The 26,840-nt window shown below is 57.1% G+C and carries 41 protein-coding genes; 33 read left to right on the forward strand and 8 right to left on the reverse strand.

From position 1 onward, the window contains the following. From AAEZ10_RS16265 to bfr, 31 genes are all read left to right on the forward strand, one after another. The coding region (locus AAEZ10_RS16265; protein ID WP_445677786.1) for an EF-Tu C-terminal domain-related protein at window positions 1-150 on the forward strand (150 nt) is incomplete at its 5' end. A gap of 154 nt (window positions 151-304) precedes the next feature. Beyond that, window positions 305-616: a 30S ribosomal protein S10 gene (gene rpsJ / locus AAEZ10_RS16270; RefSeq protein WP_003186070.1), complete on the forward strand. Its 312-nt coding sequence runs from the start codon at window positions 305-307 to the stop codon at window positions 614-616. An 80-nt stretch (window positions 617-696) separates the two neighbouring features. Continuing rightward, the gene (gene rplC / locus AAEZ10_RS16275; RefSeq protein ID WP_003228738.1) at window positions 697-1,332 is read left to right on the forward strand and encodes a 50S ribosomal protein L3; all 636 of its coding nucleotides are present in this window, start codon (window positions 697-699) and stop codon (window positions 1,330-1,332) included. Between the two features lie 12 nt (window positions 1,333-1,344). Further along, entirely contained in the window at window positions 1,345-1,947 is a 603-nt protein-coding gene (rplD, locus tag AAEZ10_RS16280) for a 50S ribosomal protein L4 (protein WP_003228735.1), read from the forward strand. Then, window positions 1,944-2,243 (forward strand): 50S ribosomal protein L23, encoded by a 300-nt coding sequence (gene rplW / locus AAEZ10_RS16285; protein ID WP_002555488.1) that lies wholly within the window; start codon window positions 1,944-1,946, stop codon window positions 2,241-2,243. The genes rplD and rplW overlap by 4 nt, the downstream gene beginning before the upstream one ends. A gap of 14 nt (window positions 2,244-2,257) precedes the next feature. Continuing rightward, window positions 2,258-3,082 (forward strand): 50S ribosomal protein L2, encoded by an 825-nt coding sequence (gene rplB / locus AAEZ10_RS16290; protein ID WP_016772943.1) that lies wholly within the window; start codon window positions 2,258-2,260, stop codon window positions 3,080-3,082. A gap of 16 nt (window positions 3,083-3,098) precedes the next feature. Continuing rightward, a complete protein-coding gene (gene rpsS, locus AAEZ10_RS16295; RefSeq protein WP_011336172.1) occupies window positions 3,099-3,374 on the forward strand; it encodes a 30S ribosomal protein S19 in 276 nt (91 codons plus the stop codon). A gap of 11 nt (window positions 3,375-3,385) precedes the next feature. Next, entirely contained in the window at window positions 3,386-3,718 is a 333-nt protein-coding gene (gene rplV / locus AAEZ10_RS16300) for a 50S ribosomal protein L22 (protein ID WP_003103908.1), read from the forward strand. A 13-nt stretch (window positions 3,719-3,731) separates the two neighbouring features. Continuing rightward, a complete protein-coding gene (gene rpsC / locus AAEZ10_RS16305) occupies window positions 3,732-4,418 on the forward strand; it encodes a 30S ribosomal protein S3 (RefSeq protein ID WP_003176422.1) in 687 nt (228 codons plus the stop codon). Between the two features lie 12 nt (window positions 4,419-4,430). Then, the gene (rplP, locus tag AAEZ10_RS16310) at window positions 4,431-4,844 is read left to right on the forward strand and encodes a 50S ribosomal protein L16 (RefSeq protein WP_003228729.1); all 414 of its coding nucleotides are present in this window, start codon (window positions 4,431-4,433) and stop codon (window positions 4,842-4,844) included. Then, window positions 4,844-5,035 (forward strand): 50S ribosomal protein L29, encoded by a 192-nt coding sequence (rpmC, locus tag AAEZ10_RS16315; RefSeq protein ID WP_002555481.1) that lies wholly within the window; start codon window positions 4,844-4,846, stop codon window positions 5,033-5,035. Before rplP ends, rpmC begins: the two co-directional genes overlap by 1 nt. 2 nt (window positions 5,036-5,037) lie before the next feature. Further along, window positions 5,038-5,304, forward strand: a complete 267-nt coding sequence (gene rpsQ, locus AAEZ10_RS16320) for a 30S ribosomal protein S17 (protein WP_003194644.1) — start codon at window positions 5,038-5,040, stop codon at window positions 5,302-5,304. A 23-nt stretch (window positions 5,305-5,327) separates the two neighbouring features. Further along, window positions 5,328-5,696, forward strand: a complete 369-nt coding sequence (gene rplN / locus AAEZ10_RS16325) for a 50S ribosomal protein L14 (RefSeq protein ID WP_002555479.1) — start codon at window positions 5,328-5,330, stop codon at window positions 5,694-5,696. An 11-nt stretch (window positions 5,697-5,707) separates the two neighbouring features. Then, entirely contained in the window at window positions 5,708-6,022 is a 315-nt protein-coding gene (gene rplX, locus AAEZ10_RS16330) for a 50S ribosomal protein L24 (protein ID WP_003186046.1), read from the forward strand. 20 nt (window positions 6,023-6,042) lie between these two features. Further along, window positions 6,043-6,582: a 50S ribosomal protein L5 gene (rplE, locus tag AAEZ10_RS16335; RefSeq protein WP_003210069.1), complete on the forward strand. Its 540-nt coding sequence runs from the start codon at window positions 6,043-6,045 to the stop codon at window positions 6,580-6,582. A gap of 13 nt (window positions 6,583-6,595) precedes the next feature. Next, window positions 6,596-6,901, forward strand: coding sequence for a 30S ribosomal protein S14 (rpsN, locus tag AAEZ10_RS16340; RefSeq protein ID WP_003186042.1), 306 nt, complete (start codon window positions 6,596-6,598; stop codon window positions 6,899-6,901). A gap of 208 nt (window positions 6,902-7,109) precedes the next feature. Further along, window positions 7,110-7,502, forward strand: coding sequence for a 30S ribosomal protein S8 (gene rpsH / locus AAEZ10_RS16345; RefSeq protein WP_016772944.1), 393 nt, complete (start codon window positions 7,110-7,112; stop codon window positions 7,500-7,502). A 12-nt stretch (window positions 7,503-7,514) separates the two neighbouring features. Further along, complete coding sequence (gene rplF / locus AAEZ10_RS16350) at window positions 7,515-8,048, forward strand: 50S ribosomal protein L6 (RefSeq protein WP_003228722.1); 534 nt, start codon at window positions 7,515-7,517, stop codon at window positions 8,046-8,048. 10 nt (window positions 8,049-8,058) lie between these two features. Further along, entirely contained in the window at window positions 8,059-8,409 is a 351-nt protein-coding gene (rplR, locus tag AAEZ10_RS16355; protein ID WP_003186037.1) for a 50S ribosomal protein L18, read from the forward strand. A 3-nt stretch (window positions 8,410-8,412) separates the two neighbouring features. Next, window positions 8,413-8,913, forward strand: a complete 501-nt coding sequence (rpsE, locus tag AAEZ10_RS16360; RefSeq protein ID WP_007955637.1) for a 30S ribosomal protein S5 — start codon at window positions 8,413-8,415, stop codon at window positions 8,911-8,913. A gap of 2 nt (window positions 8,914-8,915) precedes the next feature. Further along, window positions 8,916-9,092, forward strand: a complete 177-nt coding sequence (gene rpmD, locus AAEZ10_RS16365) for a 50S ribosomal protein L30 (RefSeq protein ID WP_003176408.1) — start codon at window positions 8,916-8,918, stop codon at window positions 9,090-9,092. A gap of 3 nt (window positions 9,093-9,095) precedes the next feature. Next, a complete protein-coding gene (rplO, locus tag AAEZ10_RS16370; RefSeq protein ID WP_003228720.1) occupies window positions 9,096-9,533 on the forward strand; it encodes a 50S ribosomal protein L15 in 438 nt (145 codons plus the stop codon). Further along, the gene (gene secY / locus AAEZ10_RS16375) at window positions 9,534-10,862 is read left to right on the forward strand and encodes a preprotein translocase subunit SecY (protein WP_016772945.1); all 1,329 of its coding nucleotides are present in this window, start codon (window positions 9,534-9,536) and stop codon (window positions 10,860-10,862) included. A gap of 27 nt (window positions 10,863-10,889) precedes the next feature. After that, window positions 10,890-11,006 (forward strand): 50S ribosomal protein L36, encoded by a 117-nt coding sequence (rpmJ, locus tag AAEZ10_RS16380; protein WP_002555468.1) that lies wholly within the window; start codon window positions 10,890-10,892, stop codon window positions 11,004-11,006. Between the two features lie 130 nt (window positions 11,007-11,136). Next, window positions 11,137-11,493, forward strand: coding sequence for a 30S ribosomal protein S13 (gene rpsM, locus AAEZ10_RS16385; protein ID WP_003186020.1), 357 nt, complete (start codon window positions 11,137-11,139; stop codon window positions 11,491-11,493). 30 nt (window positions 11,494-11,523) lie between these two features. After that, the gene (gene rpsK, locus AAEZ10_RS16390) at window positions 11,524-11,913 is read left to right on the forward strand and encodes a 30S ribosomal protein S11 (protein WP_002555466.1); all 390 of its coding nucleotides are present in this window, start codon (window positions 11,524-11,526) and stop codon (window positions 11,911-11,913) included. Window positions 11,914-11,931: 18 nt separating this feature from the next. Continuing rightward, the gene (gene rpsD / locus AAEZ10_RS16395; RefSeq protein WP_003176404.1) at window positions 11,932-12,552 is read left to right on the forward strand and encodes a 30S ribosomal protein S4; all 621 of its coding nucleotides are present in this window, start codon (window positions 11,932-11,934) and stop codon (window positions 12,550-12,552) included. A 22-nt stretch (window positions 12,553-12,574) separates the two neighbouring features. Then, window positions 12,575-13,576: a DNA-directed RNA polymerase subunit alpha gene (locus tag AAEZ10_RS16400; protein ID WP_016772946.1), complete on the forward strand. Its 1,002-nt coding sequence runs from the start codon at window positions 12,575-12,577 to the stop codon at window positions 13,574-13,576. A gap of 42 nt (window positions 13,577-13,618) precedes the next feature. Then, the gene (gene rplQ, locus AAEZ10_RS16405; protein WP_003176402.1) at window positions 13,619-14,005 is read left to right on the forward strand and encodes a 50S ribosomal protein L17; all 387 of its coding nucleotides are present in this window, start codon (window positions 13,619-13,621) and stop codon (window positions 14,003-14,005) included. Between the two features lie 239 nt (window positions 14,006-14,244). Continuing rightward, entirely contained in the window at window positions 14,245-15,681 is a 1,437-nt protein-coding gene (locus AAEZ10_RS16410; RefSeq protein WP_122506582.1) for a catalase, read from the forward strand. 167 nt (window positions 15,682-15,848) lie between these two features. Then, window positions 15,849-16,316, forward strand: a complete 468-nt coding sequence (bfr, locus tag AAEZ10_RS16415) for a bacterioferritin (RefSeq protein ID WP_016772947.1) — start codon at window positions 15,849-15,851, stop codon at window positions 16,314-16,316. Window positions 16,317-16,381: 65 nt separating this feature from the next. On the opposite strand, the gene uvrA is transcribed toward bfr, so the two are convergent. Beyond that, on the reverse strand, window positions 16,382-19,216 hold the full coding sequence (uvrA, locus tag AAEZ10_RS16420; RefSeq protein WP_110646971.1) for an excinuclease ABC subunit UvrA: 2,835 nt from the start codon (window positions 19,214-19,216) through the stop codon (window positions 16,382-16,384). Window positions 19,217-19,407: 191 nt separating this feature from the next. Between uvrA and AAEZ10_RS16425 the strand changes: the two genes are divergently transcribed. Beyond that, window positions 19,408-20,805, forward strand: a complete 1,398-nt coding sequence (locus tag AAEZ10_RS16425) for an MFS transporter (RefSeq protein WP_073475767.1) — start codon at window positions 19,408-19,410, stop codon at window positions 20,803-20,805. Between the two features lie 9 nt (window positions 20,806-20,814). Further along, a complete protein-coding gene (locus tag AAEZ10_RS16430) occupies window positions 20,815-21,333 on the forward strand; it encodes a single-stranded DNA-binding protein (RefSeq protein WP_003228709.1) in 519 nt (172 codons plus the stop codon). Between the two features lie 194 nt (window positions 21,334-21,527). On the opposite strand, the gene AAEZ10_RS16435 is transcribed toward AAEZ10_RS16430, so the two are convergent. The 7 genes from AAEZ10_RS16435 to AAEZ10_RS16465 form a co-directional block, all read right to left on the reverse strand. Beyond that, the gene (locus AAEZ10_RS16435; RefSeq protein WP_350570099.1) at window positions 21,528-22,685 is read right to left on the reverse strand and encodes a glutathionylspermidine synthase family protein; all 1,158 of its coding nucleotides are present in this window, start codon (window positions 22,683-22,685) and stop codon (window positions 21,528-21,530) included. Window position 22,686: 1 nt separating this feature from the next. Continuing rightward, on the reverse strand, window positions 22,687-23,388 hold the full coding sequence (locus tag AAEZ10_RS16440; protein WP_350570101.1) for a DUF1190 domain-containing protein: 702 nt from the start codon (window positions 23,386-23,388) through the stop codon (window positions 22,687-22,689). Window positions 23,389-23,406: 18 nt separating this feature from the next. Beyond that, window positions 23,407-23,832 carry a DUF350 domain-containing protein gene (locus AAEZ10_RS16445; protein ID WP_016772952.1) on the reverse strand — a complete coding sequence of 142 codons (426 nt, stop codon included), beginning with the start codon at window positions 23,830-23,832 and terminating at the stop codon, window positions 23,407-23,409. A gap of 15 nt (window positions 23,833-23,847) precedes the next feature. Further along, window positions 23,848-24,498, reverse strand: coding sequence for a DUF2491 family protein (locus AAEZ10_RS16450; RefSeq protein ID WP_024014515.1), 651 nt, complete (start codon window positions 24,496-24,498; stop codon window positions 23,848-23,850). Window positions 24,499-24,708: 210 nt separating this feature from the next. Beyond that, the gene (locus AAEZ10_RS16455; RefSeq protein WP_041477670.1) at window positions 24,709-25,407 is read right to left on the reverse strand and encodes a PspA/IM30 family protein; all 699 of its coding nucleotides are present in this window, start codon (window positions 25,405-25,407) and stop codon (window positions 24,709-24,711) included. Window positions 25,408-25,424: 17 nt separating this feature from the next. Next, complete coding sequence (locus AAEZ10_RS16460) at window positions 25,425-26,006, reverse strand: YjfI family protein (RefSeq protein ID WP_397428503.1); 582 nt, start codon at window positions 26,004-26,006, stop codon at window positions 25,425-25,427. A gap of 230 nt (window positions 26,007-26,236) precedes the next feature. Then, window positions 26,237-26,791: a cysteine hydrolase family protein gene (locus tag AAEZ10_RS16465; RefSeq protein ID WP_350570105.1), complete on the reverse strand. Its 555-nt coding sequence runs from the start codon at window positions 26,789-26,791 to the stop codon at window positions 26,237-26,239. Between the last annotated feature and the right edge of the window lie 49 nt (window positions 26,792-26,840).

Here is a 26,840-nt window from a genome sequence, read left to right on the forward strand (position 1 = left end):
GAAGGCGTTGAAATGGTAATGCCAGGTGATAACATTCAGATGACTGTTACCCTGATCAAAACCATCGCGATGGAAGATGGTCTGCGTTTCGCTATCCGTGAAGGCGGTCGTACCGTCGGCGCTGGCGTCGTAGCCAAAATCATCGAGTAAGACTTTTAAAGTCAGCTTGATGGATTGAAAAAGCCCCCGCTCAGCGGGGGCTTTTTTATTGGGTTGACACCTATCGGGGGCGTCTATAGAATTGCGCCTCCTTTTAACGGGCGTATTGCGCCCGGTGGGAATAGCAGCCGGAGTCTGAAATCCAATGCAAAATCAGCAAATCCGTATCAGGTTGAAGGCTTTTGACCATCGCCTGATCGACCAATCAACCCAGGAAATCGTGGAAACCGCGAAACGTACTGGTGCTCAAGTGCGTGGTCCAATTCCACTGCCTACCCGTAAAGAGCGGTTCACCGTTCTGGTTTCCCCGCACGTCAACAAAGACGCGCGTGACCAGTACGAGATCCGCACTCATAAGCGTGTTCTGGACATCGTCCAGCCAACGGATAAAACCGTTGACGCGCTGATGAAGCTTGATCTTGCGGCCGGTGTGGAAGTGCAGATCAGCCTCGGCTAAGACTCGGTCTTGGTCGTGTAACGCTCTGAAATGGGCGGCCATAGCGGGTGAAAGCCCCGTACACTCATGAGGTTTACAACATGACTATTGGTGTAGTCGGTCGTAAATGCGGTATGACCCGTATTTTCACCGAAGAAGGTGTCTCCATTCCGGTCACGGTCATTGAGATCGAGCCGAATCGCGTCACCCAGTTCAAAACTGAAGAGACCGATGGCTATCGTGCAGTGCAAGTCACTGTCGGCGAGCGTCGCGCTTCGCGTGTAACAGCAGCTCAGGCTGGCCACTTCGCTAAAGCGAACGTTGCCGCTGGTCGCACCACCATGGAATTCCGCCTTGAAGAAGGCGAGTACCAGGCTGGCGATCTGATCAACGCTGAAATCTTCGCCGCTGGTCAACTGGTTGATGTAACCGGTCAGTCCAAGGGTAAAGGCTTCCAGGGTACGATCAAGCGTTGGAATTTCCGCGGGCAAGATAACACCCACGGTAACTCCGTATCCCACCGCGTCCCAGGCTCTATCGGCCAGTGCCAGACTCCTGGTCGTGTATTCAAGGGCAAAAAAATGTCCGGTCATATGGGCGCTGAGCGCGTGACCGTGCAGTCCCTGGAAGTAGTGCGCGTGGACGCTGAACGCAATCTGTTGTTGGTCAAGGGTGCTGTTCCTGGCGCTACTGGCGGCAACCTGGTTGTACGTCCAGCAGCCAAGGCTCGCGGTTAAGGGGAAGCTGACATGCAATTAAATGTAAATGACGCTCAAGCGATCGAAGTTTCCGAACTGACATTTGGCGGCGAATTCAACGAGACGCTGGTTCACCAAGCAGTCGTGGCCTACATGGCCGGCGGCCGTCAAGGTAGCAAGCAGCAGAAGACCCGTTCCGACGTTCGTGGTGGCGGCAAGCGCCCATGGCGTCAGAAAGGTACTGGCCGTGCTCGTGCCGGTACTATCCGTAGCCCAATCTGGCGTGGCGGCGGTACCACTTTCGCAGCTCGTCCACAGGATCACTCCCAGAAGCTGAACAAGAAGATGTATCGCGCAGCAATGCGTTCCATCCTTGCTGAGCTGGTGCGTACTGATCGTCTGGTCGTGGTTCAGGATTTCGCTGTTGAAACTCCGAAAACCAAAGATCTGCTGGGCAAACTGAACAACATGAGCCTGACCGACGTTCTGATCGTGTCGGACGCTGTTGATCAGAACCTGTACCTGGCTGCTCGCAACCTGCCGCACGTAGATGTACGTGATGTGCAAGGTTCCGATCCAGTTAGTCTGATCGCATACGACAAGGTGTTGATCACCGTGTCGGCCGTGAAGAAATTCGAGGAGCTGCTGGGATGAACCAGGAACGCGTATTTAAAGTTCTGCTTGGCCCGCACGTTTCCGAGAAGGCTACGGTTCTGGCAGACAAGAAAGGCCAGTTCGTTTTCAAGGTTGCTACCGATGCAACCAAGCTGGAAATCAAGAAGGCCGTCGAAAGCCTGTTCAGCGTGAAAGTAGAGCGCGTCACTACCCTGAACGTTCTGGGTAAGAGCAAGCGCACTGCTCGCGGTCTGGGCAAGCGTAATGACTGGAAGAAGGCAGTTATCTCCCTTCAGCCAGGCCAAGATCTCGATTTCAGCAGCAGTGCTGAGTAAGGAAGGGGTGCATCATGGCAATCGTTAAATGCAAACCGACTTCCCCTGGCCGCCGTTTTGTGGTCAAGGTGGTCAACCAGGAGCTGCATAAAGGCGCTCCTCACGCACCGCTGCTCGAGAAAAAATCGAAGTCTGGTGGTCGTAACAACAATGGCCGTATTACCACTCGTCACATCGGTGGTGGTCATAAGCAGCATTACCGTATGGTCGATTTCCGTCGCAACGACAAAGATGGCATCGTCGCCACTGTCGAGCGTATCGAATACGATCCAAACCGTACTGCTCACATCGCACTGCTGTGCTACGCAGACGGCGAGCGCCGCTACATCATCGCCCCTAAAGGCGTGAGTGCTGGCGACCAGCTGATCGCAGGCGCTCTGGCTCCAATCAAGCCAGGCAACGCTCTGCAACTGCGCAACATTCCAGTCGGTTCTACCGTACACGGCATCGAATTGAAGCCAGGTAAAGGTGCACAGATCGCTCGTTCCGCTGGTGCTTCGGCTCAGCTGATCGCTCGTGAAGGTGTCTACGTGACCCTGCGTCTGCGTTCCGGTGAAATGCGTAAAGTCCTGGCTGAATGCCGTGCGACCCTGGGTGAAGTCTCGAACTCCGAGCACAGCCTGCGTTCGCTGGGTAAGGCTGGTGCCAAACGCTGGCGTGGCGTTCGCCCAACCGTTCGTGGTGTTGCCATGAACCCGGTTGACCACCCACATGGTGGTGGTGAAGGTCGTACCTCTGGTGGTCGTCATCCGGTATCGCCATGGGGCTTCCCGACTAAGGGCGCGAAGACTCGTGGTAATAAGCGTACCGACAAAATGATCGTCCGTCGTCGCAAGTAAATAGAGGGATACGACAGTGCCACGTTCTCTGAAAAAAGGTCCTTTTATTGATCTTCACCTACTGAAGAAGATCGAAGTGGCGGCGGAAAAGAACGATCGCAAACCAATTAAAACCTGGTCGCGTCGTTCGATGATCCTGCCACAAATGGTCGGTCTGACCATCGCAGTACACAACGGTCGTCAGCACGTCCCAGTTCTCGTTAACGAAGACATGGTCGGCCACAAACTGGGCGAGTTCGCCGGTACCCGCAACTATCGCGGGCACGTGGCTGACAAGAAAGCCAAGCGTTAAGGGGTAAGGAAATGGAAGTAGCCGCTAAGTTGTCGGGCGCTCGAATCTCCGCCCAGAAAGCCCGCTTGGTCGCCGACCAGATCCGCGGGAAGAAGGTGGGCGAAGCGCTCAACCTGTTGGCTTTCAGCAGTAAGAAAGCCGCCGAGATCATGAAGAAAGTGCTGGAGTCGGCCGTAGCCAACGCCGAGCATAACGAAGGCGCAGACGTTGATGACCTGAAGGTCAGCACCGTTTTCGTCAACGAAGGGCGTTCGCTGAAGCGCATCATGCCACGTGCCAAAGGCCGTGCTGATCGCATCGTCAAGCGGTCTTGCCATATCACTGTCAAGGTTGCTGACAAGTAACGGAGTCGAAGAGATGGGTCAGAAAGTACATCCCATTGGCATTCGCCTGGGAATCGTCAAGGAGCACACCTCCGTCTGGTACGCAGACGGTCGGACTTATGCGGACTACTTGTTCGCAGATCTGAAAGTGCGTGAGTATCTCCAAGACAAACTAAAAAGCGCGTCCGTAAGCCGTATCGATATCCATCGTCCGGCCCAAACTGCACGCATCACCATCCACACCGCTCGTCCAGGTATCGTTATCGGGAAGAAAGGTGAAGATGTTGAGAAACTGCGTCAGGACCTGACCAAGCAAATGGGTGTGCCTGTGCACATCAATATCGAAGAGATCCGCAAGCCGGAGCTCGACGGTATGCTGGTTGCGCAGAGCGTAGCTCAGCAGCTGGAGCGTCGTGTAATGTTCCGTCGCGCTATGAAGCGCGCTGTACAGAACGCCATGCGCATTGGTGCCAAAGGCATCAAAATCCAAGTGAGCGGTCGTCTCGGCGGTGCTGAAATCGCACGTACTGAATGGTATCGCGAAGGTCGTGTGCCACTGCACACCCTGCGTGCCGACATCGACTATGCCAACTACGAAGCTCACACCACTTACGGTGTGATCGGTGTAAAGGTTTGGATCTTCAAAGGCGAAGTTATTGGTGGTCGCCAAGAAGAACTGAAACCACAAGCACCAGCGCCTCGTAAAAAAGCTGCTAAGTAAGGGGTACGCCAAATGTTGCAACCAAAGCGTACGAAGTTCCGCAAGCAGATGACCGGCCACAACCGTGGTCTGGCACTGCGCGGTAGCAAAGTCAGCTTCGGCGAGTTCGCGCTGAAGTCTGTTGCTCGTGGTCGTCTCACCGCTCGTCAGATCGAGTCAGCGCGTCGTGCTCTGACCCGTCACGTAAAACGTGGCGGCAAGATCTGGATCCGTGTATTCCCGGACAAGCCGATCTCCAAGAAACCTCTCGAGGTTCGTATGGGTAAAGGTAAGGGTAACGTGGAGTACTGGGTTGCCCAGATTCAGCCAGGCAAAGTCCTGTATGAAATCGAGGGTGTTTCTGAAGAGCTGGCGCGTGAGGCTTTCGCCCTGGCTGCTGCAAAGCTGCCGCTCGCCACCTCCTTTGTTAAACGGACGGTGATGTGATGAAAGCGAATGAACTTCGTGAAAAATCCGCACAGCAGCTGAACGAGCAACTGCTCGGCTTGCTGCGCGACCAGTTCAATCTGCGCATGCAGAAAGCAACTGGCCAGTTGGGGCAGTCTCATCTGCTCTCGCAAGTTAAGCGTGACATCGCTCGCGTGAAGACTGTGCTCAACCAGCAGGCAGGTAAGTGATCATGGCTGAAGCCGAAAAAACTGTCCGTACGCTGACTGGCCGTGTTGTCAGCGACAAGATGGACAAAACCATCACCGTTCTGATCGAGCGTCGCGTAAAGCACCCGATCTACGGTAAATACGTTAAGCGTTCGACTAAGCTGCACGCGCACGACGAAACCAATCAGTGCCACATCGGCGACAAAGTCACTATTCGTGAAACTCGTCCGATGGCCAAGACCAAGTCTTGGGCGCTGGTTGATGTTCTCGAACGCGCTGTGGAAGTCTAAGGGCTAGGGGTCGGAGAAATTATATGATTCAGACTCAATCCATGCTCGATGTGGCCGATAACAGCGGCGCTCGCCGTGTTATGTGCATCAAGGTGCTGGGTGGCTCCCATCGTCGTTACGCTGGTATCGGTGACATCATCAAAGTTACCGTGAAGGAAGCAATTCCTCGCGGTAAGGTGAAAAAAGGCCAAGTGATGACTGCTGTTGTAGTCCGCACTCGTCACGGCGTACGTCGTGCTGATGGCTCCATTATCCGCTTTGATGGCAACGCTGCTGTTCTTCTGAACAACAAGCAAGAGCCGATCGGCACCCGTATCTTTGGGCCAGTGACCCGTGAACTTCGTACTGAGAAGTTCATGAAGATCGTCTCGCTCGCCCCAGAAGTGCTGTAAGGAGATCCGACATGCAAAAGATTCGTCGTGACGACGAGATCATCGTGATCGCCGGCAAAGACAAAGGTAAGCGCGGTAAGGTGCTGAAGGTTCTTGCTGACAACCGTCTGGTTGTTGGTGGTCTGAACCTGGTCAAGCGTCATACCAAGCCTAACCCGATGTCGGGCGTACAGGGCGGTATCGTCGAGAAAGAAGCGCCACTGCACGCTTCCAACGTCGCCATCTTCAACGGCGAAACCAACAAGGCTGACCGCGTTGGTTTCAAAGTAGAAGACGGTAAGAAAATTCGTGTCTTCAAGTCGACCCAAAAAGCGGTTGATGCTTGAACACTGCTAGGTAGAAGACCATGGCACGACTAAAAGAGATTTACCGGAAGGAAATCGCTCCGAAACTTAAGGAAGAACTTAAGCTTTCGAACGTGATGGAAGTTCCGCGCGTTACCAAAATCACCCTGAACATGGGTCTGGGCGAAGCGATCGGCGACAAAAAAGTCATCGAGCACGCTGTTGCTGACCTGGAAAAGATCACCGGCCAGAAAGTCGTTGTGACCTACGCTCGTAAATCCATCGCTGGCTTCAAAGTCCGCGAAGGATGGCCGATCGGCGTCAAAGTGACCCTGCGCCGTGAGCGTATGTACGAGTTCCTGGATCGTCTGCTGTCGATCTCCCTGCCTCGGGTTCGCGACTTCCGCGGCCTGAATGCCAAGTCCTTCGATGGTCGTGGCAACTACAGCATGGGCGTGAAAGAGCAGATCATCTTCCCGGAAATCGACTACGACAAGATCGATGCTCTCCGCGGTCTGGACATTACCCTGACCACCACTGCCAAGAACGATGATGAAGGCCGCGCTCTGCTGCGTGCTTTCAAATTCCCGTTCCGCAACTGATTGGAGTAGGAAAATGGCCAAGAAGAGCATGAAAAACCGTGAGCTGAAGCGTCAGCTCACCGTTGCCAAGTACGCCACCAAGCGTGCAGCGCTGAAAGCTATCATCGTCGATCTGAACGCAAGTCCAGAAGCGCGTTGGGAAGCTACCGTAGCTCTGCAGAAGCAACCACGTGACGCAAGCGCTTCGCGCATGCGTAACCGTTGCCGCCTGACTGGTCGTCCGCACGGCGTGTACCGCAAGTTCGGCCTCGGCCGTAACATGCTGCGTCAAGCTGCAATGCGTGGTGACGTACCAGGTCTGGTTAAAGCCAGCTGGTAACAGTAGTCAAAGTCTCGATGTTCGGGTTCGCAAGAACCTGACCATCGGTGGCCTTGAATCTGAATCAAGCCCCTTTTGGGGCTTGATTCATTTCTGGGGTGTGTCTAGAATGACCGGCTCGCCTGAGCCCGTGTTTTTCTGCCCGGAAGTTCTCGGCGACAAGTAGTAGCCGCAAGGCTAATTTTTTTGTATTAGGAGCGTCTAGCCCATGAGTATGCAGGACCCGTTAGCGGACATGCTAACTCGAATCCGTAATGCCCAGATGGCTGAAAAGTCTGTCGTAAGCATGCCGTCTTCCACGTTGAAGGCTGCTGTAGCAAAAGTCCTGAAGGACGAAGGTTACATCGCGGATTTTCAGATCACCACCGACGCCAAGCCGTCGCTGTCCATCTCGCTGAAGTACTTCGAAGGCCGTCCGGTTATCGAAGAAGTGAAGCGCGTTAGTCGTCCAGGCCTGCGTCAGTACAAGTCCGTTGAAGATCTGCCGAAAGTTCGTGGCGGTCTTGGCGTGTCTATCGTCTCCACCAACAAAGGTGTGATGACGGATCGTGCTGCGCGCGCTGCCGGTGTCGGCGGCGAAGTTCTTTGCACTGTGTTCTAAGGGGGGATAAGCATGTCTCGCGTCGCTAAGAACCCCGTTAAGCTGCCAGCTGGTGTCGAAGTCAAATTCGCAGGCCAACAGCTTTCGGTGAAGGGTGCCAAGGGTACTCTTGAACTGAACATCCATTCGTCCGTTGAGATCGTTGAAGAAGCTGGTGAGCTGCGTTTCGCTGCTCGCAATGGCGATCAACAAACTCGCGCAATGGCCGGTACCACGCGTGCGTTGGTAAACAACATGGTCCAGGGCGTAAGCCAAGGCTTCGAGCGCAAGCTCCAGCTGGTCGGTGTTGGTTACAAAGCGCAAGCAAAAGGTCAGGTTCTGAACCTGGCTCTTGGCTTCTCGCACCCAGTGGATTACGAACTGCCGGAAGGCATCACCGCTGAGACTCCTAGCCAGACCGATATCCTGATCAAGGGCATCGACAAGCAGCTGGTAGGTCAAGTGGCCGCCGAGATCCGCGACTTCCGTCCACCAGAGCCGTACAAAGGCAAAGGTGTGCGCTACGCGGACGAAGTCGTCCGTCGTAAAGAAGCCAAGAAGAAGTAGGGCATAGCAAATGACCGACAAAAAAGTTACTCGACTGCGTCGCGCTCGCAAAGCACGCCTGAAAATGCACGAACTCGAAGTCGTGCGTCTCTGCGTGTTCCGCTCGTCGCAGCACATCTACGCCCAGGTCATCTCGGCCGACGGCAACAAAGTCCTGGCAAGTGCCTCGACTTTGGATAAAGAACTGCGTGATGGTGCCACTGGCAACATCGACGCGGCCACAAAGGTTGGCCAGCTGGTCGCTACGCGTGCTAAGGCCGCTGGCGTATCGCAAGTGGCTTTCGACCGCTCTGGCTTCAAGTACCACGGCCGCGTTAAAGCGCTGGCTGATGCTGCTCGTGAAGCTGGGCTGGAGTTCTAAGTTATGTCAAATAACGACCAAAAGCGCGACGAAGGCTACATCGAGAAGCTGGTTCAAGTTAACCGCGTAGCCAAAACCGTTAAAGGCGGCCGTATCTTCACTTTCACCGCGTTGACCGTGGTTGGTGATGGTAAAGGGCGTGTTGGCTTCGGCCGTGGCAAGTCGCGTGAAGTGCCTGCTGCGATCCAGAAGGCAATGGAAGCTGCTCGCCGCAACATGATTCAAGTTGACCTGAACGGCACCACTCTGCAGTACGCAATGAAGTCCGCTCACGGCGCTTCGAAGGTGTACATGCAGCCTGCTTCTGAAGGTACCGGTATCATCGCTGGCGGCGCTATGCGTGCTGTCCTCGAAGTTGCTGGCGTTCAGAACGTTCTGGCCAAGTGCTACGGCTCGACTAACCCGGTAAACGTGGTTCACGCCACTTTCAAGGGTCTGAAGGCTATGCAGTCTCCTGAGTCCATCGCTGCCAAGCGTGGCCTGCGTGTTGAGGAGATCAAGTAATCATGGCTACCGTTAAAGTTACGCTGATCAAAAGCATGACCGGCCGCATCCCTAACCACAAACTGTGCGTTAAGGGTCTGGGTCTGCGTCGCATCGGTCACACTGTAGAAGTCCAGGATACTCCCGAGAATCGCGGGATGATCAACAAGGCTTACTACATGCTGCGTGTCGAGGGTTAATCGATGAAACTCAATGATCTGAGTCCAGCGCCGGGTTCCCGTCGCGAAAAGCATCGTCCGGGCCGTGGTATCGGTAGTGGTTTGGGCAAGACTGGTGGCCGTGGTCACAAAGGTCAGACCTCCCGCTCCGGTGGCACCATCGCTCCAGGCTTTGAAGGCGGTCAACAGCCGCTGCATCGTCGCCTGCCTAAGTTCGGTTTCGTTTCCCTGAAAGCCATGGATCGCGCAGAAGTGCGTTTGTCCGAGCTGGCCAAAGTGGAAGGCGACATCGTTACTGTGCAGTCCCTGAAAGATGCCAACGTGATCAACGTCAACGTACAGCGTGTGAAAATCATGCTGTCCGGTGAAGTGACTCGCGCTGTCACTATCGGCAAGGGAATCGGCGCCACCAAAGGTGCGCGTGCGGCTATCGAAGCAGCTGGCGGCAAGTTCGAGGAATAAATGGCTAAGCAAGGTGCTCTCTCTGCGCTCGGCAAAGGCGGTATGTCTGAACTCTGGGCTCGTCTGCGTTTTCTGTTCCTGGCGATTATCGTCTACCGAATAGGCGCACACATCCCGGTTCCAGGTATCAACCCGGACCGACTCGCAGACCTGTTTCGACAGAATGAGGGGACCATTCTTAGCTTGTTCAACATGTTCTCCGGCGGCGCGCTGGAACGGATGAGCATCTTTGCACTGGGGATCATGCCGTACATTTCGGCATCGATCATCATGCAACTGATGACCGCCGTCAGCCCGCAGCTGGAGCAGTTGAAGAAGGAAGGTGAAGCTGGCCGTCGCAAGATTAGCCAGTACACCCGCTACCTCACCGTCGCTCTCGCTCTGGTCCAGGCTATTGGCATGTCCATTGGTCTGGCGGGGCAGGGCGTCGCGTTCACTGGTGACTTTGGCTTCCATTTCGTCGCGGTAACCACATTTGTGGCTGGTGCGATGTTCATGATGTGGCTGGGTGAGCAGATTACTGAGCGTGGTGTTGGCAACGGTATCTCGATGTTGATTTTTTCGGGTATCGTCGCCGGTCTTCCGAGAGCAATCGGGCAGTCTTTCGAGTCTGCGCGTCAGGGTGATATCAACATCTTCGCCCTGGTTGCCATCGGTTTGCTGGCAGTAGCGATTATCGGTTTCGTGGTGTTCATTGAGCGTGGTCAGCGTCGTATTGCTGTTCACTACGCCAAGCGTCAGCAGGGCCGCAAGGTTTTTGCTGCGCAGACAAGCCACTTGCCGCTGAAGGTGAACATGGCCGGTGTTATTCCGGCTATTTTCGCGAGCAGCATCTTGCTGTTTCCGGCTTCGTTGGGTGCCTGGTTCGGTCAGTCTGAAGGTATGGGCTGGTTGCAGGACATCTCGCAGTCGATCGCTCCTGGTCAGCCGTTGAATATTCTGCTGTTTAGTGCAGGGATTATTTTCTTCTGCTTCTTCTATACGGCGTTGATGTTCAATCCGAAAGACGTAGCGGAAAACCTGAAGAAGTCCGGTGCCTTTATTCCGGGCATCCGTCCAGGTGAGCAGTCTGCGCGCTATATTGATGGCGTTCTGACCCGCTTGACCCTGTTCGGTGCTCTTTACATGACGGCCGTGTGCCTGTTGCCCCAATTCCTGGTGGTTGCAGCAAACGTTCCGTTCTACCTTGGCGGGACCTCGTTGCTGATCGTGGTCGTGGTTGTGATGGACTTCATGTCCCAAGTACAATCGCACCTCGTTTCGCACCAGTACGAATCCCTGATGAAGAAAGCCAACCTGAAGGGTTACGGCAGCGGCATGTTGCGCTGAGTACCCATAAGGTTCGAGGAGTTGGTGATGAAAGTTCGTGCATCGGTGAAAAAGCTGTGCCGTAACTGCAAGATTATTCGCCGCGAAGGTGTTGTTCGAGTAATTTGCAGCGCGGAACCGCGTCACAAACAGCGCCAAGGCTGAGTGTGATTGTGCTTCAAGCCCGGTAGCTAGTGCGCTACCGGGTTGATTATTTGTTATTACAGCGATATTATCTCGCGCCCTATTTCTTGGCTTCCGGGGCGTAGGTAGCTGTCAATTGGAGTCCCACTGAATGGCCCGTATTGCAGGCGTTAACATTCCAGATAACAAGCATACTGTTATCTCGCTGACCTACATCTATGGTGTTGGTCGCACTACTGCGCAGAAGATCTGTGCAGTGACTGGGGTAAACCCAGCAGCAAAGATCAAAGATCTGAGCGACGAGCAAATTGAACAGCTGCGTGGCGAAGTGGCGAAGTTCACCACTGAAGGTGACCTGCGTCGCGAAATCAACATGAAAATCAAGCGCTTGATGGACCTCGGTTGCTATCGCGGTCTGCGTCATCGTCGTGGTCTGCCAGTACGCGGTCAGCGTACCAAGACCAACGCGCGTACCCGTAAAGGTCCGCGTAAGCCGATCCGCAAGTAATCGCCCCAGCGAATCGACAGGAATTTAATCATGGCAAAACCTGCTGCTCGTCCTCGTAAAAAAGTTAAAAAGACAGTGGTTGATGGCATCGCCCACATCCATGCATCTTTTAACAACACCATCGTGACCATTACCGACCGTCAAGGTAACGCTCTTTCCTGGGCTACCTCCGGTGGTTCGGGTTTCCGCGGTTCCCGCAAGTCCACCCCGTTCGCTGCTCAAGTAGCTGCTGAGCGTGCTGGTCAAGCTGCGCTGGAATACGGCCTGAAAAACCTCGACGTAAACGTCAAGGGTCCAGGTCCAGGTCGTGAATCCGCAGTCCGCGCTTTGAACGGCTGTGGCTACAAGATCGCCAGCATCACCGACGTGACGCCAATCCCGCACAACGGGTGCCGTCCGCCGAAGAAGCGCCGCGTGTAATCCAGGAGATTGTAAAGAATGGCTCGTTACATTGGTCCAAAATGCAAACTCGCTCGTCGCGAAGGCACCGATCTCTTCCTGAAGAGCGGCGTGCGCGCGATCGAATCGAAGTGCAACATTGAAGCAGCACCTGGTATCCACGGCCAACGCCGCGGTCGCCAGTCCGACTACGGCACCCAACTGCGTGAAAAGCAGAAGGTCCGTCGTATCTACGGCGTTCTCGAGCGTCAGTTCAGCGGCTACTACAAAGAAGCTGCTGGCAAGAAAGGTGCAACCGGTGAAAACCTGCTGCAACTGCTCGAATGCCGTCTGGACAACGTTGTATACCGTATGGGCTTTGGTTCGACTCGTGCCGAATCCCGCCAGCTGGTATCGCACAAGTCGATCAGCGTAAACGGTCAGACCGTAAACGTTCCGTCGTATCAGGTTCGTGCTGGTGACGTGGTTGCAGTTCGCGAGAAAGCAAAAAACCAACTTCGCATTGTCCAAGCTCTCGATCTGTGTGCCCAACGTGGCCGCGTAGAATGGGTAGAAGTAGACACTGAGAAGAAGTCGGGCGTTTTCAAGAACGTTCCTGCTCGCAGTGATCTGTCCGCCGACATCAACGAAAGCCTGATTGTCGAGCTCTACTCCAAGTAAGGGCTAGAAAATAGGTGCATCCATGCAGATTTCGGTAAATGAGTTCCTGACACCCCGCCACATTGATGTGCAGGTTGTCAGTCCAACCCGCGCCAAGATCACTCTCGAGCCTCTCGAGCGTGGTTTTGGCCACACCCTGGGCAACGCGCTGCGCCGCATCCTGTTGTCCTCAATGCCCGGCTGCGCAGTAGTCGAGGCCGAGATTGACGGTGTGCTCCACGAGTACAGCGCCATCGAAGGTGTACAGGAAGACGTAATTGAAATCCTGTTGAACCTTAAAGGTCTGGCCATCAAGCTGCACGGTCGTGACGAAGTTACGCTGACCTTGTCGAAGAAGGGTTCGGGGGTGGTTACCGCTGCCGATATTCAGCTGGATCATGATGTCGAGATCGTTAATCCCGATCACGTAATCGCTAACCTGGCGTCTAACGGCGCCCTGAACATGAAGCTCACCGTAGCTCGTGGTCGTGGTTATGAACCAGCCGACTCGCGTCAGAGCGATGAAGACGAAAGCCGCAGCATCGGTCGCTTGCAGCTCGACTCTTCGTTCAGCCCGGTTCGCCGTATCGCTTACGTGGTGGAAAACGCCCGTGTCGAACAGCGTACCAACCTGGACAAGCTGGTTATTGATCTGGAAACCAACGGTACCCTGGATCCTGAAGAGGCTATCCGTCGCGCTGCAACCATCCTGCAACAGCAGCTGGCTGCGTTCGTCGACCTCAAAGGTGAAAGTGAGCCGCTGGTTGTCGAGCAGGAAGACGAGATCGATCCGATCCTGCTTCGCCCGGTTGACGATCTGGAACTGACTGTACGTTCGGCTAACTGCCTTAAGGCGGAAAACATCTACTACATCGGCGACCTGATTCAGCGTACCGAAGTAGAGCTGTTGAAGACTCCGAACCTGGGCAAGAAATCCTTGACTGAAATCAAGGACGTTCTGGCCTCCCGCGGTCTGTCCCTCGGCATGCGCCTCGACAACTGGCCGCCTGCAAGTCTTAAGAAGGACGACAAGGCGACTGCCTGATCGTCGTAATCACCGAACGTAGTGTTTGGTAAGGAATGAACCATGCGTCATCGTAAAAGTGGTCGTCACCTGAGCCGCACCAGCTCGCACCGCAAGGCCATGTTCCAAAACATGGCGGTGTCGCTGTTCGAGCACGAGCTGATCAAAACTACTCTGCCAAAAGCCAAAGAACTGCGCCGCGTTGCCGAGCCGCTGATCACTCTGGCCAAGACAGACAGCCTGGCTAACCGCCGTCTGGCTTTCGACCGTACTCGTTCGAAAGCTATCGTTGGTAAGCTCTTCAACGACCTGGGCAAGCGTTACGCTACCCGTGAGGGTGGCTACCTGCGCATCCTCAAGTGCGGTTTCCGCGCTGGCGACAACGCGCCTATGGCGTACGTCGAGTTGGTTGATCGTGCTACTGCTGGCGAAGCTGTATCCGCCGAGTAAGACGTCAGTCTGAAACAAAGAACCGGGCCTAGTGCCCGGTTTTTTGTGCCTGTAAGAAATGCGCCGTCCGTACAAGTTTCTGACATGGTTGAACTGCCACTATGTGCCGGGAAAACATAATTAGTAATTATCTATCGATGCCTGCAAGTTAATGAATTTGTAGCTGTAACGTCGATGATCAATACTTCCCGCCAAGCCCATTAGCCGGCAGTTCAAGACTGACAGAGGAAGAAGACCGCATGAGCCAGACCAAGACGCTTACAACCGCCAGTGGCGCGCCAGTCGCTGACAACCAGAATTCCCGTTCCGCCGGCCCACGCGGTCCGCTGCTTCTCGACGATTTCCATCTGATCGAAAAGCTCGCGCACTTCAACCGTGAAAACATTCCAGAACGCCGTGTCCACGCTAAGGGCTCGGGCGCTTACGGTACGTTCACCGTCACCCGTGACATCACCGAATACACCAGTGCAAAGTTGTTCGAATCGGTAGGCAAACAAACGCCAACCTTTCTGCGCTTTTCCACCGTAGGTGGCGAGCGTGGTTCGGCCGACACTGAGCGCGATCCGCGCGGCTTCGCCTTGAAGTTCTACACCGAGGAAGGCAACTGGGACATCGTTGGCAACAACACGCCAGTGTTCTTCATCCGCGATCCGCTGAAGTTTCCGGACTTTATCCATACGCAAAAACGTCTGCCGCAAAGCAACCTGAAAAGCGCGCAGATGATGTGGGATTTCTGGTCGCATTCGCCTGAAGCGCTGCACCAGGTCACCATCCTGTTTTCTGATCGTGGCATCCCTGACGGCTATCGCCACATGCACGGCTTCGGTAGCCACACCTACAGCCTGATCAACGCCAAAGGCGAGCGTCACTGGGTGAAGTGGCACTACAAGACCCAGCAGGGCATCAAGAACCTGGCGCCGGCCGACGCCGCCCGTTTGGCCGGTACCGACCCGGACTATGCGCAGCGTGACCTGTTCGAGGCCATCGAGCGCGGTGAATTCCCGAAATGGCGCGTGTGCATTCAGATCATGACCGAAGCGCAAGCGGCGGCTCATTACGAGAATCCGTTCGACGTGACCAAGACCTGGTCGCAGAAGGAGTTCCCGCTGATCGAAGTCGGTGAGCTGGAGTTGAATCGCAACCCGCTGAACTACTTCGCGGAAGTTGAACAGGCTGCGTTTGGCCCGAGCAACATGGTGCCAGGTGTCGGTCTGTCGCCAGACCGCATGCTGCAAGGCCGTGTATTCGCCTACGCTGACGCGCACCGTTACCGTGTGGGCACCAATCACCAGCAATTGCCGGTGAACGCTCCGCGCAGCCCGGTGAATACTTATCAGCGTGACGGCTCCATGGCTTTCGGCAGCAATGGCGGCGCGGCGCCGAACTATGAACCGAACAGCTACGTTGAGTCGCCGAAACAAGCGCCACATTACGCTGAGCCAGCGCTGGCCTTGAGCGGTGCCGCCGATCGTTATGATCACCGCGAAGACACCGACTACTACAGCCATGCCGGTGCCTTGTTCCGCTTGATGAGCGACGAGCAGAAAGCATTGCTGGTCAGCAACATTGCCGGCGCAATGGCGGGTGTTTCCAGCGACGTCGTGGATCGTCAGCTGCAGCATTTCTACAAAGCCGATCCGGCGTATGGAGAAGCAATCGCAAAGCTGCTCAACTGACAGCTTAACGTAGTCTAAACGAGAAGCAGAACCGCCCTCATTTGGGCGGTTTTTGCGTTATTTGGCCTGCTTTTCTCAGAATATCTTCGCTTTTATTGCGCGAAGCGAGTGACCTTCCGGTCAGGTTGGTTCAAACTACAGACTTTCAGGAAGGGAGATGTAGGGCGATGCAAGGCCACCCAGATGTAATCGATTACCTCAATACGTTGCTGACCGGCGAACTGGCCGCGCGTGACCAATATTTCGTTCATTCGCGGATGTATGAGGACTGGGGGTTCACCAAGCTCTACGAGCGCATCAACCACGAGATGGAAGAAGAAGCCGGCCACGCCGATGCATTGATGCGGCGGATTCTGATGCTCGAAGGCACGCCGCGCATGCGTCCGGATGATCTGGATGTCGGCACCACCGTGCCTACGATGCTCGAAGCTGATTTGCGCCTCGAATACAAAGTCCGCGCTGCGCTGTGCAAAGGCATCGAACTTTGCGAGCAACACAAAGACTACGTCAGCCGCGAAATACTGCGGGTTCAGCTTAACGACACCGAAGAAGATCACACCTACTGGCTGGAAAAGCAGCTGGGCCTGATCAAGCTGATCGGTCTCGAGAACTACCTGCAATCCCACGCGTCCTGATTGCAACAGCTACAAAAAAGCCCCTGGCACCTCAACGGTGACAGGGGCTTTTTCATGCCTGGCAGTTAAGCCCGATCGCGGATCAGCAGCGGCTTGAGGTAATGGCCGGTGTGAGACTGCTTCATCTCGGCAACTTCCTCCGGCGTACCGGTGGCAATGATCTGCCCGCCTTTGGAACCGCCTTCAGGACCGAGGTCCACCAGCCAGTCAGCGGTCTTGATCACATCGAGGTTATGCTCGATCACCACCACGGTGTTGCCGTGATCGCGCAGACGATGCAGAACATCGAGTAACTGCTGGATATCGGCGAAGTGCAGGCCGGTGGTTGGCTCGTCGAGGATGTACAGGGTCTTGCCGGTATCGCGCTTGGACAGTTCGCGCGACAACTTGACCCGCTGTGCTTCACCGCCGGACAGGGTCGTCGCCGACTGCCCCAGCTTGATGTAGGACAGGCCGACATCCATCAGCGTTTGCAGCTTGCGCGCCAATGCCGGCACCGCATTGAAGAACTCCCGTGCTTCCTCGATGGTCATTTCGAGGGTTTCATGGATGCTCTTGCCCTTGTATTTGATCTCAAGGGTTTCGCGGTTGTAGCGCTTGCTCTTGCACACATCGCAGGGCACATAGATGTCCGGCAGGAAGTGCATTTCCACCTTGATCAGGCCATCGCCCTGGCACGCTTCGCAGCGACCGCCCTTGACGTTGAACGAGAAACGCCCCGGGCCGTAACCCCGGGAGCGCGACTCGGGCACGCCGGCAAACAGTTCGCGGATCGGCGTGAACAGCCCGGTGTAGGTCGCGGGGTTGGAGCGCGGCGTACGGCCGATCGGGCTCTGGTCGATATCGACGACTTTGTCGAGATGTTCCAGACCTTTGATGCTGTCATGTGCAGCCGCTTCAAGCGTGGTCGCGCCATTCAGTGCCGTGGCGCTGAGCGGGAACAGCGTGTTGTTGATCAGTGTCGATTTACCCGAACCGGATACGCCAGTCACGCAAGTCAGCAGGCCGATCGGGATGTCCAGATCGACGTTGCGCAGGTTGTTGCCACGCGCACCTTTGAGCGACAGGTTGAGCTTCTTGTTGCGCGGCGTGCGTTTGGCCGGCACTTCGATCTTCACCCGGCCGGACAGGTATTTGCCGGTCAGCGAATCCGGGTGCGCCATGACTTCATCCGGCGTGCCCTCGGCAACGATCTGCCCGCCGTGCACACCGGCGCCCGGGCCGATATCGACGACATAGTCAGCCAAACGAATCGCGTCTTCATCATGCTCGACCACGATCACCGTGTTGCCGATATCGCGCAAATGCTTGAGCGTACCGAGCAGCCGGTCGTTGTCGCGCTGATGCAGGCCAATGGATGGTTCATCGAGGATATACAGAACGCCGACCAGACCGGCGCCAATCTGGCTGGCCAGACGAATCCGCTGCGCCTCGCCACCGGAGAGCGTGTCCGCGCTGCGATCCAGCGACAGATAGTCGAGGCCGACGTTGACCAGAAATTGCAGACGCTCGCGGATTTCCTTGAGGATCTTGTCGGCGATTTCGCCACGCCGACCGGTCATCTTCAGCGCACCGAAGTATTCGCAGGCATCGCCAATCGGCAGATTGGTCACTGCCGGCAAGGTTTTTTCGCCGACCCAGACGTGCCGTGCTTCACGGCGCAGACGCGTGCCACGGCAATCCGGGCAGGCCTGATGGCTGAGGAACTTGGCCAGCTCTTCGCGCACGCTCGCCGATTCGGTTTCGCGATAGCGACGCTCAAGATTCGGCACGATGCCTTCGAACGGGTGCGAGCGTTTGACGATATCGCCACGGTCGTTGAGGTATTTGAAGTCTACGTTCTGCGAGCCGCTGCCATGCAGGATGAACTTCTGCTGCTCGGCGCTGAGGTCGTTGAAGGGCTTGTCCAGGCTGAACTTGTAGTGCGAGGCGAGTGAGCCGAGCATCTGGAAGTAATAGACGTTGCGCCGGTCCCAGCCGCGTATTGCACCTTCGGCCAGGGTCAGCTCGCCATTGACCAGACGCTTGATGTCGAAGAACTGCTTCACGCCCAAGCCATCACAGGTCGGGCAGGCGCCGGCCGGGTTGTTGAAGGAAAACAGCTTTGGTTCCAGCTCGCTGATCGCATGGCCGCAGATCGGGCAGGCGAAGCGTGCGGAGAAGATCATTTCTTCGCCCGGCTCGTCGTCCATCGGCGCGACCAGGGCAATGCCGTCGGCGAGTTTCAGCGCGGTCTCGAAAGACTCGGCCAGACGCTGCTGCAGATCGGCGCGGACCTTGAAGCGGTCGACGATCACATCGATCGAATGCTTCTTCTGTTTATCCAGCTTCGGCAGCTCGTCGAGCTCGCAAATGCGTCCGTTGACCCGGGCGCGGACGAAACCCTGCGCACGCAATTCTTCGAAGACCGACAGGTGTTCGCCTTTGCGTTCGCGGATCACCGGAGCCAGCAACATCAGTTTGCTGCCTTCCGGCTGCGCCAGCACCAGATCGACCATCTGGCTGACGGTCTGCGCTTCCAGTGGAATGTCGTGATCCGGGCAACGCGGCGTACCCACGCGGGCATAGAGCAAGCGCAAGTAGTCGTAGATTTCGGTGATGGTGCCGACCGTGGAACGCGGGTTGTGCGAGGTCGACTTCTGTTCGATGGAGATCGCCGGCGACAGGCCTTCGATGGTGTCGACGTCGGGTTTTTCCATCATCGACAGGAACTGCCGGGCATAGGCCGACAGCGATTCGACATAGCGGCGCTGACCTTCGGCATACAGCGTGTCGAACGCCAGGGACGACTTGCCGGATCCGGACAGGCCGGTGATGACGATCAGTTTGTCCCGTGGCAGGGTCAGGTCGATGTTCTTCAGGTTGTGGGTACGGGCCCCACGTATCAGGATCTTGTCCAAAGTGGCCTCGCTTGGCGGGCGTCGAAAACGTAGGAGTATACGGGCAAATACTGGATGGATGCACACTATCAAACGAAGGGCGTTTTGCCGTTCATGAAGAGAGTTTCATCTATACGCGTCATAGCGTCGCGATATACCCCGTCTTCCGATGGGACTGGTAGAATCGCCGCCGGTTCACACGAGGTTTTTCCATGCACGATCCCCACAGCGAACGCATGAGTGGCAGCGAGACCCGCGCGGCGAGCGGTCTGGCCCTGGTGTTCGCTTTCCGTATGCTTGGCATGTTCATGGTGTTGCCGGTGCTGGCGACCTATGGCATGGATCTGGCGGGAGCGACCCCGGCCCTGATCGGGCTGGCGATTGGCGCTTACGGTCTGACCCAGGCAATTTTCCAGATTCCGTTCGGGATCATTTCCGACCGCATCGGTCGCCGGCCGGTGATCTACCTCGGCCTGATCGTCTTCGCTCTCGGCAGTGTTCTGGCTTCCCAGGCCGATTCGATCTGGGGCGTGATCGCCGGGCGAATCCTGCAGGGCGCCGGGGCGATTTCTGCAGCGGTGATGGCGCTGCTTTCCGACCTGACCCGCGAGCAGCATCGGACCAAAGCCATGGCGATGATCGGCATGACCATCGGCCTGTCGTTTGCGGTGGCCATGGTGGTGGGGCCGTTACTGACCAGTGCGTTCGGGCTGTCCGGGCTGTTCCTCGCCACTGGCGCCATGGCGCTGGTCGGCATCCTGATCATCATGTTCATGGTGCCGCAATCCACCGGGCCGTTGCAGCACCGGGAATCCGGAGTGGCCCGGCAGGCGCTGATGCCGACGCTCAAGCACCCGGACTTGCTGCGCCTGGATCTGGGCATCTTTGTGTTACATGCCATGTTGATGTCGAGCTTCGTTGCCTTGCCCTTGGCACTGGTGACAAAAGCCGGTCTGCCCAAGGAACAGCACTGGTGGGTTTACCTCACCGCGCTGCTGATTTCGTTCTTCGCCATGATCCCGTTCATTATCTACGGCGAGAAGAAACGCAAAATGAAACGAGTTTTGCTCGGCGCCGTCCTGACATTGATGCTGACTGAACTATTCTTCTGGCAGTTCGGCGACAGCCTGCGTGCTCTGGTGATCGGTACGGTGGTGTTTTTCACCGCGTTCAATCTGCTCGAGGCATCGTTGCCGTCGCTGATCAGCAAGGTTTCACCGGCAGGCGGCAAGGGCACGGCCATGGGCGTGTACTCCACCAGCCAGTTCCTCGGTTCGGCACTCGGCGGGATACTCGGCGGCTGGTTGTTCCAGCATGGCGGTCTGTCGGTTGTGTTCCTCGGATGCGCCGCGCTGGCTGCACTTTGGCTGGCCTTTGCTGTTACCATGCGCGAACCTCCCTACGTGACGAGCCTGCGCTTGCCGTTGTCGCCCGAAGCGATCCGCGAAGCGGGTCTGGTCGAGCGCCTCAAGGCCCTGGTAGGGGTAACAGATGCAGTGATAGTCGCCGAAGAGGCGGCTGTTTACATCAAACTGGACAAAGAATTAGTGGATCGCAGCACCCTCGAACGCCTGGTCAACAACCCGGCCGGGGCTGCGTGCGACGCTTAGGAGAACGTTATGGCCCGTGGGGTTAACAAAGTCATATTGGTCGGCACTTGCGGCCAGGATCCCGAAGTTCGCTACCTGCCTAACGGTAATGCCGTGACCAACCTGAGTCTGGCCACCAGCGAACAATGGACCGACAAGCAGACCGGTCAGAAGGTCGAGAAGACCGAGTGGCACCGTGTGTCGATGTTCGGCAAGGTGGCCGAGATCGCCGGTGAATACCTGCGCAAGGGTTCGCAGGTGTACATCGAAGGCAAACTGCAGACCCGCGAGTGGGAAAAGGACGGTATCAAGCGTTACACCACTGAAATCGTGGTCGACATGCAAGGCACCATGCAACTGCTCGGCGGCCGCCCACAACAGGGCGATCAGCAAGGCGGCGGCAACAACTACCAGCAGCAGGCGCCACGTCAGCAGGCTCCACGCCCGCAGCAGTCGGCTCCACAGCAGCGTTCGGCTCCGGCACCTCAGCAGGCCGCACCGCAACCGGCTCCGGACTTCGACAGCTTCGATGACGATATTCCGTTCTGATTTGCCGCTGTAACCGCTTTGAATGACAAAGGCCCGTCGCTTAAACGACGGGCCTTTTTTGTTCAGGAAATTCCTGGCTACTCACAATCTCCTGTGGGAGCGAGCCTGCCCGCGAAGGCGTCAGATCAGTCGATGCACCTGTAACTGACAGGACGCTTTCGCGAGCAGGCTCGCTCCCACAAGGTAACTTCGTCTTAATCCAGGATCAGGTGCGGCAAAAATCGACTGGAATCCTTGGTGATCAGACTATTGTCCTCGCGCACACCAATCCCCGCCGCCTCATCACCAATCACCCACGAGCCAATCAGCGTGTAGCTGTCGCCAAACTTCGGCAGCGGCGCGAACTGCTGCAGGATGAACGGCGCATCGGTGTAAGGCCCGTCCTCTTTGACGATCAGACCTTCTGCCGTTTGCAGTTCGATGTTGGCACCTTCGCGGGAAAAGTACGGCTTGCGCACCCAGCCCTTCGGCACGGCACTCTGCGGATTCGGATCAAGGTGCGCAGCGAGCAGATTCGGATGTCCCTTGTGCAATTCCCACAGCAGCGGCAGCGCACCTTTGTTCGACAGAATCGCCTTCCACGCCGGTTCGAAAAACTGCGTGTCACACTCGGCGATCGCCGCGCCGAACGGTTCATGGAAGATGAATTCCCAGGCGTGCAGCTTGAACAGGTGCGGAATCCAGCGATCCTGCAGATCGACGAAACGGCCCTCAGCCGTCAGGCCGATGTCTTCGATGTCGATGTGGCGTGATTCGATGCCGACCTTTTCCGCGATCAGCCGCAGATAGTCGGTGGTGCCTTTGTCCTCGACCGAGTCCTTCATCGAGGCAAAGTAGAACGGCCGCTTCAACTGCAATGCGGCGAAGGCCTGATGCAGCTTGGTGTCGATGCTGTTGAACTGGTCGGCATGCCCGGGCAGCGTGCCGCGCTCAATGCATTGTTCCAGCCAGCCCCACTGAAACGCCGCCGCTTCATAGAGGCTGGTCGGTGTGTCGTAGTTGAGCTCCAGCAGTTTCGCCGGCCCGTTGCCGCTGTAGGAAAAGTCCATACGACCGTACAGATGCGGATGACCTTCACGCCAGGAGGTGCGGATCATGTCGTAATACGCCGCCGGGATGCTGAGGCGATCGAGCAACTCCTCGCTGTCGACCACGCGATCAACCAGATCCATGCACATCTCGTGCAGTTCGGTGGTCGGATCTTCGAGATCGTTTTCGATCTGCGCGAGGCTGAACTGGTAGTAGGCGCTTTCGTCCCAGTACGGTTCGTCGTCGATGGTGTGGAACAGGAAACCGAGGCTTTCGGCGGTGTGTTTCCAGTCGGGGCGCTCGGCGCAGTGGATCTTTTTCATGTCAGCTGCTCGAGCGTCCGGAACTGCTGCCCCAGCCACCCCAACCGCTGCGGGCGCTGGACTGGCTGCCGAAACCGCCGCGCGAAGTCGACGACGCAACGTTCACCGGTTTGCTCTTGCTGCTCTCGTAATCCGACTGGCTGCGCGAGGTTGTGTCAGCTCGGCGGTACTGCGTTGAGGTGTTGTACGGCTGGCGCGTTTCGCGATCACGGTAAACGGTGCGTTCGGCGTTGTTGCTCATTGCGTTGCCGATCAGCCAGCCGGTCAGCCAGCCATTGCCGCCGCCACCTGAGCCACCGGAATAGTGCGAGCCGCCGTGGCTGGCACTGCTGCTGGTGGTGGTGCCGCCCGCCGGCATTTGCGAATTGGCGATGGCATCGAGATCTTGCGGCGTCTCGGCATTGCCCGGCACTTTGAAGCCGCCGAGTTTCGGCACGAAACGGCCATCGGAAATTTTCTGACACCAGCCAGCGGCAAAGTCTGCGTCGCACTTGGCCTTGTCGGTGTAGGCCGGGGCGATGCGCCGGTGCTCGTTCAGGGCGGCGACGTAGGCGCTGGAGCAGAGATCGGCGGCCAATTCGGCGTCGACACACTGTTCAACGCTTTGGAAGTTGCGCGGCTGATCCAGCGCCGCTGCTTCACCGGAAATCGCCATCGCCACCGACGCGGCGAGGGACAATTGCACGTATTTGCTGCGTTTCATCAAGAGGCTTCCTGCCGGTCAGTGGGACGGGGTCATGCACGCGGCATTGAGCATGCCGACGCTGATCGCCACGGCAGCCACATAGATGCCGGCCGCGACTTCGCCGTTGGCGATGCGCTGGGAAGTGCCCTTGAGCACCAGCCCGGTCGCAACGAACGCCAACAGCTGCACGACGGCGGCGATGACCGCCCAGAGGACGAAGTCGAGCACGTTGACCGAGTAGGCGATCACGTTGCTCGCCGGAATCGCGAAACCGATAATTGCCCCGGATAGGGCAATGGCGGCGGCAGTGTTGCCGGCACGGATCAGTTCGAATTCCTTGTGCGCGGTAATGCGCGTGTAGACGAATTGAAACAGCATGAACAGCAACACGGCGCCGATCAGGTAGACGACAAAACCGACCAGCGCGGTTTTGTTCAGGGAAACGGCCAAGACTTCCAGCATGAAAAACTTCCTTTTTTAAATGGCGCTCAAATCAGTCGTGTACAGCGAGATGCCCAGCGAGGTGCTCAGGCTGACGGTGCCTTCTTCGTCCTGTTCGACGGAGAACAGCAGCAGTTCGCGGCGATCGGTCAGACCGGTGTCGCGGGCATACAGCATGGCGTGGTGCTTGATGGTGTAGGACTCGTCCGGGTTGACCACGTGTTCGGTCATTGGCACCAGTTCGGTCTGATGCAGTTCAGTGCCCCATTCGCGGGTGTATTCAACACCGTCGTGGTGGTAGGTCGGCAGACCGATCAGGCTGTTCGGGCCGGCCAGACGCTGAAGTTCGGCGTCACTGTTGACCGTTACATAGCTGAGGTAATTGAACAGGGTGACCGACTCGACCTGATCATCGCCGGTGACGTGGATCTGCACCCAGAAATCCTCGTCGTTCATGTAGTAGCGGTGCAGCTTGTTGGACTGGCCGAGATCGACCCAACCGGCGCTCCACACCGCTTGATCGAATGGCACCCGCACCGAAGTCGAGCCTTCCAGCAGCAATGCCAGGGTCGTGTCGAAGCGCACGCCTTTGCCTTGTGCCATGCCCAGTGGACCGCTGGCGCCGGTGCTCGTTGGCGCAGCGGTCTGCCAATTGCTGGTGCCGAGCAAGTCTTTAAACCATCCCATGGGTACGTTCCTTGAAGCGGGTGGAGGTGTTCGAGGGTGAAAAAGTGGCGGTAGTGTAACGGGCGAAGCGGTGAACGAGCAGGGGCAATTACGCCGCAAAACCATGTGGGAGCGAGCCTGCTCGCGAATGGGGTGTGTCAGTCACTCGATTCTTTGACTGTCACGACGCTTTCGCGAGCAGGCTCGCTCCCACAGGTTACCGATCAGTCATTACTGCGCGGACTTCTGCTTCAGCCGCTCAAGGATCGCATTGGCGCTGCCTTCGTTCGGCGTGATGCCGGCGTCGCGCAGTTTGCGTTCCAGATCGTTGCCGGTGGAGGCGTCGGCCAGTTCGTCCGCTGCGCTCAGTTCGGCAGCGCGTTGCTGCTGCTTGGCTTGCAGGCGGTTCAGGGTGCCGACTGCGGTTTCCAGTTTGCCGTTGGCGCCGCCGCTGGCAATCGAGGCGCTGACCTGGGCTTTCTGCACGCTGTCGCGGGCCTTGGCCATGTCCACCTGCTGGCGCAGGCTCTTGATCCGCGATTCGGCTTTGCTGATGTCTTTGCGCATGTTGTCGGCGTAGGCGCCGAATTCATCGCTGAGTTTCTTCTCGGCAGCGAGGTCGTTGGTCAGGGTCGAAATCGCTTCGGCCACTTCCAGCGCCAGGTCTTCGCGGCCGGCATTCAGTGCGGCAACAGCCTTGGCTTCGAGGTCCTTGATCTTGGCGTCGTATTCGCTGACGCGGTCGGCGGCCAGTTTGTGCTTGGCCATGATCGTCACCAGTTCGCGGCGAGCATTGGACAGCGCGGTGTCGGCGTCGCGGATTTCCTGATCGAGGATGCGCAGGGCCTGCTGGTCGGCGATGGCTTCGCCGACTTCATTGGCGCCGCCGCGCAGCGCGGTGAACAACTTGCTCCAGATGGACTGAGTCATTGGATATTCCCTGTTGATTACTTGAAGAAGTGTTCGAAGGCTTCGCTGGCGCGCTGCACGTTGTCGACCAGGGTTTTCACCTCGGTGACCACGTTGGTCAGGCTCGAATCAGCACTGAGGGCGCCGAACATGTTGTAGACGGTCTGGCCGTTCGGCATCGACTCGATCCCGATCGACGACAGCGGGAACATCTCGCGGCTGCGCAGCACGGCATCGTTGAACGCCTGGACATTGCTGATCGAATCGATGTCCACCAGCACGGTGTCGACGATGATCTGCTGGCCGGCCAGGGCAATGTGAATCGGCAGGCCGCCGAATTCGTTCATTTCCAGCTTGATGCTCGGCTCGGAGCTCTGGATCAGGGACAGCGAAATCTCTTGGGAAGCCACCTCGTCCAGCGCCTTGAGGGCATTGAAGAGGCTGTCGATGGTCCAGTTGTTGCCTGCGCTCATGTATTTCTCCGACATGAAAGAGCCAGCCAGAATCGGTTGGCGTAGCTGTTGCTCCATTTGCTTGAGCAAGCTTCGGTTTTCCGGAAGCACCCAAGTTTCGTGTTTCACATAACCGGCGGCGGCCAGGCCTGAGCGCATCTGCTTCATGTAGAAGCTCGACGGTTTTTTCGCTGACGTCTTGCCACGCTCGCCCTTGGGGCTGGCTGCGGCAGGCGTCGGAGTGCGGCTTGTCATGGCTGGAATCCGGTTATGAGCGTCTCACGCGTGGGCCACACTACAACCAATGCAAAGTGCCATCAATGACTCACGCGTGAGATTTTCATGACAAACGCAAAAAGGCCCGCAACATGGCGGGCCTGTAGGTTGAGCAGTTGTTGCTAGGCGTTGCTGTGCAGGAACTGCTCAGTGGATACCACGCTGGCATAGGCGAAACCCAGCGCCGCCATGAAGGCTGCGTGCACATGGGCGGCCGGCACCGTCAGGCCATTGAATTCCAGATCACGGCTGGCGCAGGCATCGTGAATCACGATCACGCTGTAACCCATGTCTGCCGCCGCGCGGGTGATGCCATCGACGCACATATGGCTCATGCTGCCGACCACCACCAGGTCGGTGATGCCGTGTTCGTCTAGTACTGCTTTCAGTTCGGTTTCACGGAACGAGTTGACGAAGTGCTTGAGCACCACCGGCTCGTCGGCGCGGTTGAGCACTTTCGGATGCAGTTTCGCCCCTTCGGAGCCGGGAGTGAAAAACTGCGCGTCTTCGGAGGTGAATTCATGCCGAATGTGCACCACCGGATCGCCCGCTGCGCGAAAGGCTGCGATCAGCTGTGCGGCGTTGTCTGCAGCGGCGTCGGCGCCGACCAGCGGCCACTTGCCTTGGGGGAAGTAGTCGTTCTGGATATCGACTACGATGAGCGCTTGCTTGGCCATGGGATTGTCCTCGAGGCAGTGATTGGGTGTGGTCTCAGTATTGGCGCTT

Source organism: Pseudomonas sp. H26/SER47-MNA-CIBAN-0231, assembly GCF_040310465.1.
In the GTDB taxonomy this organism is placed as follows: domain Bacteria; phylum Pseudomonadota; class Gammaproteobacteria; order Pseudomonadales; family Pseudomonadaceae; genus Aquipseudomonas; species Aquipseudomonas atacamensis.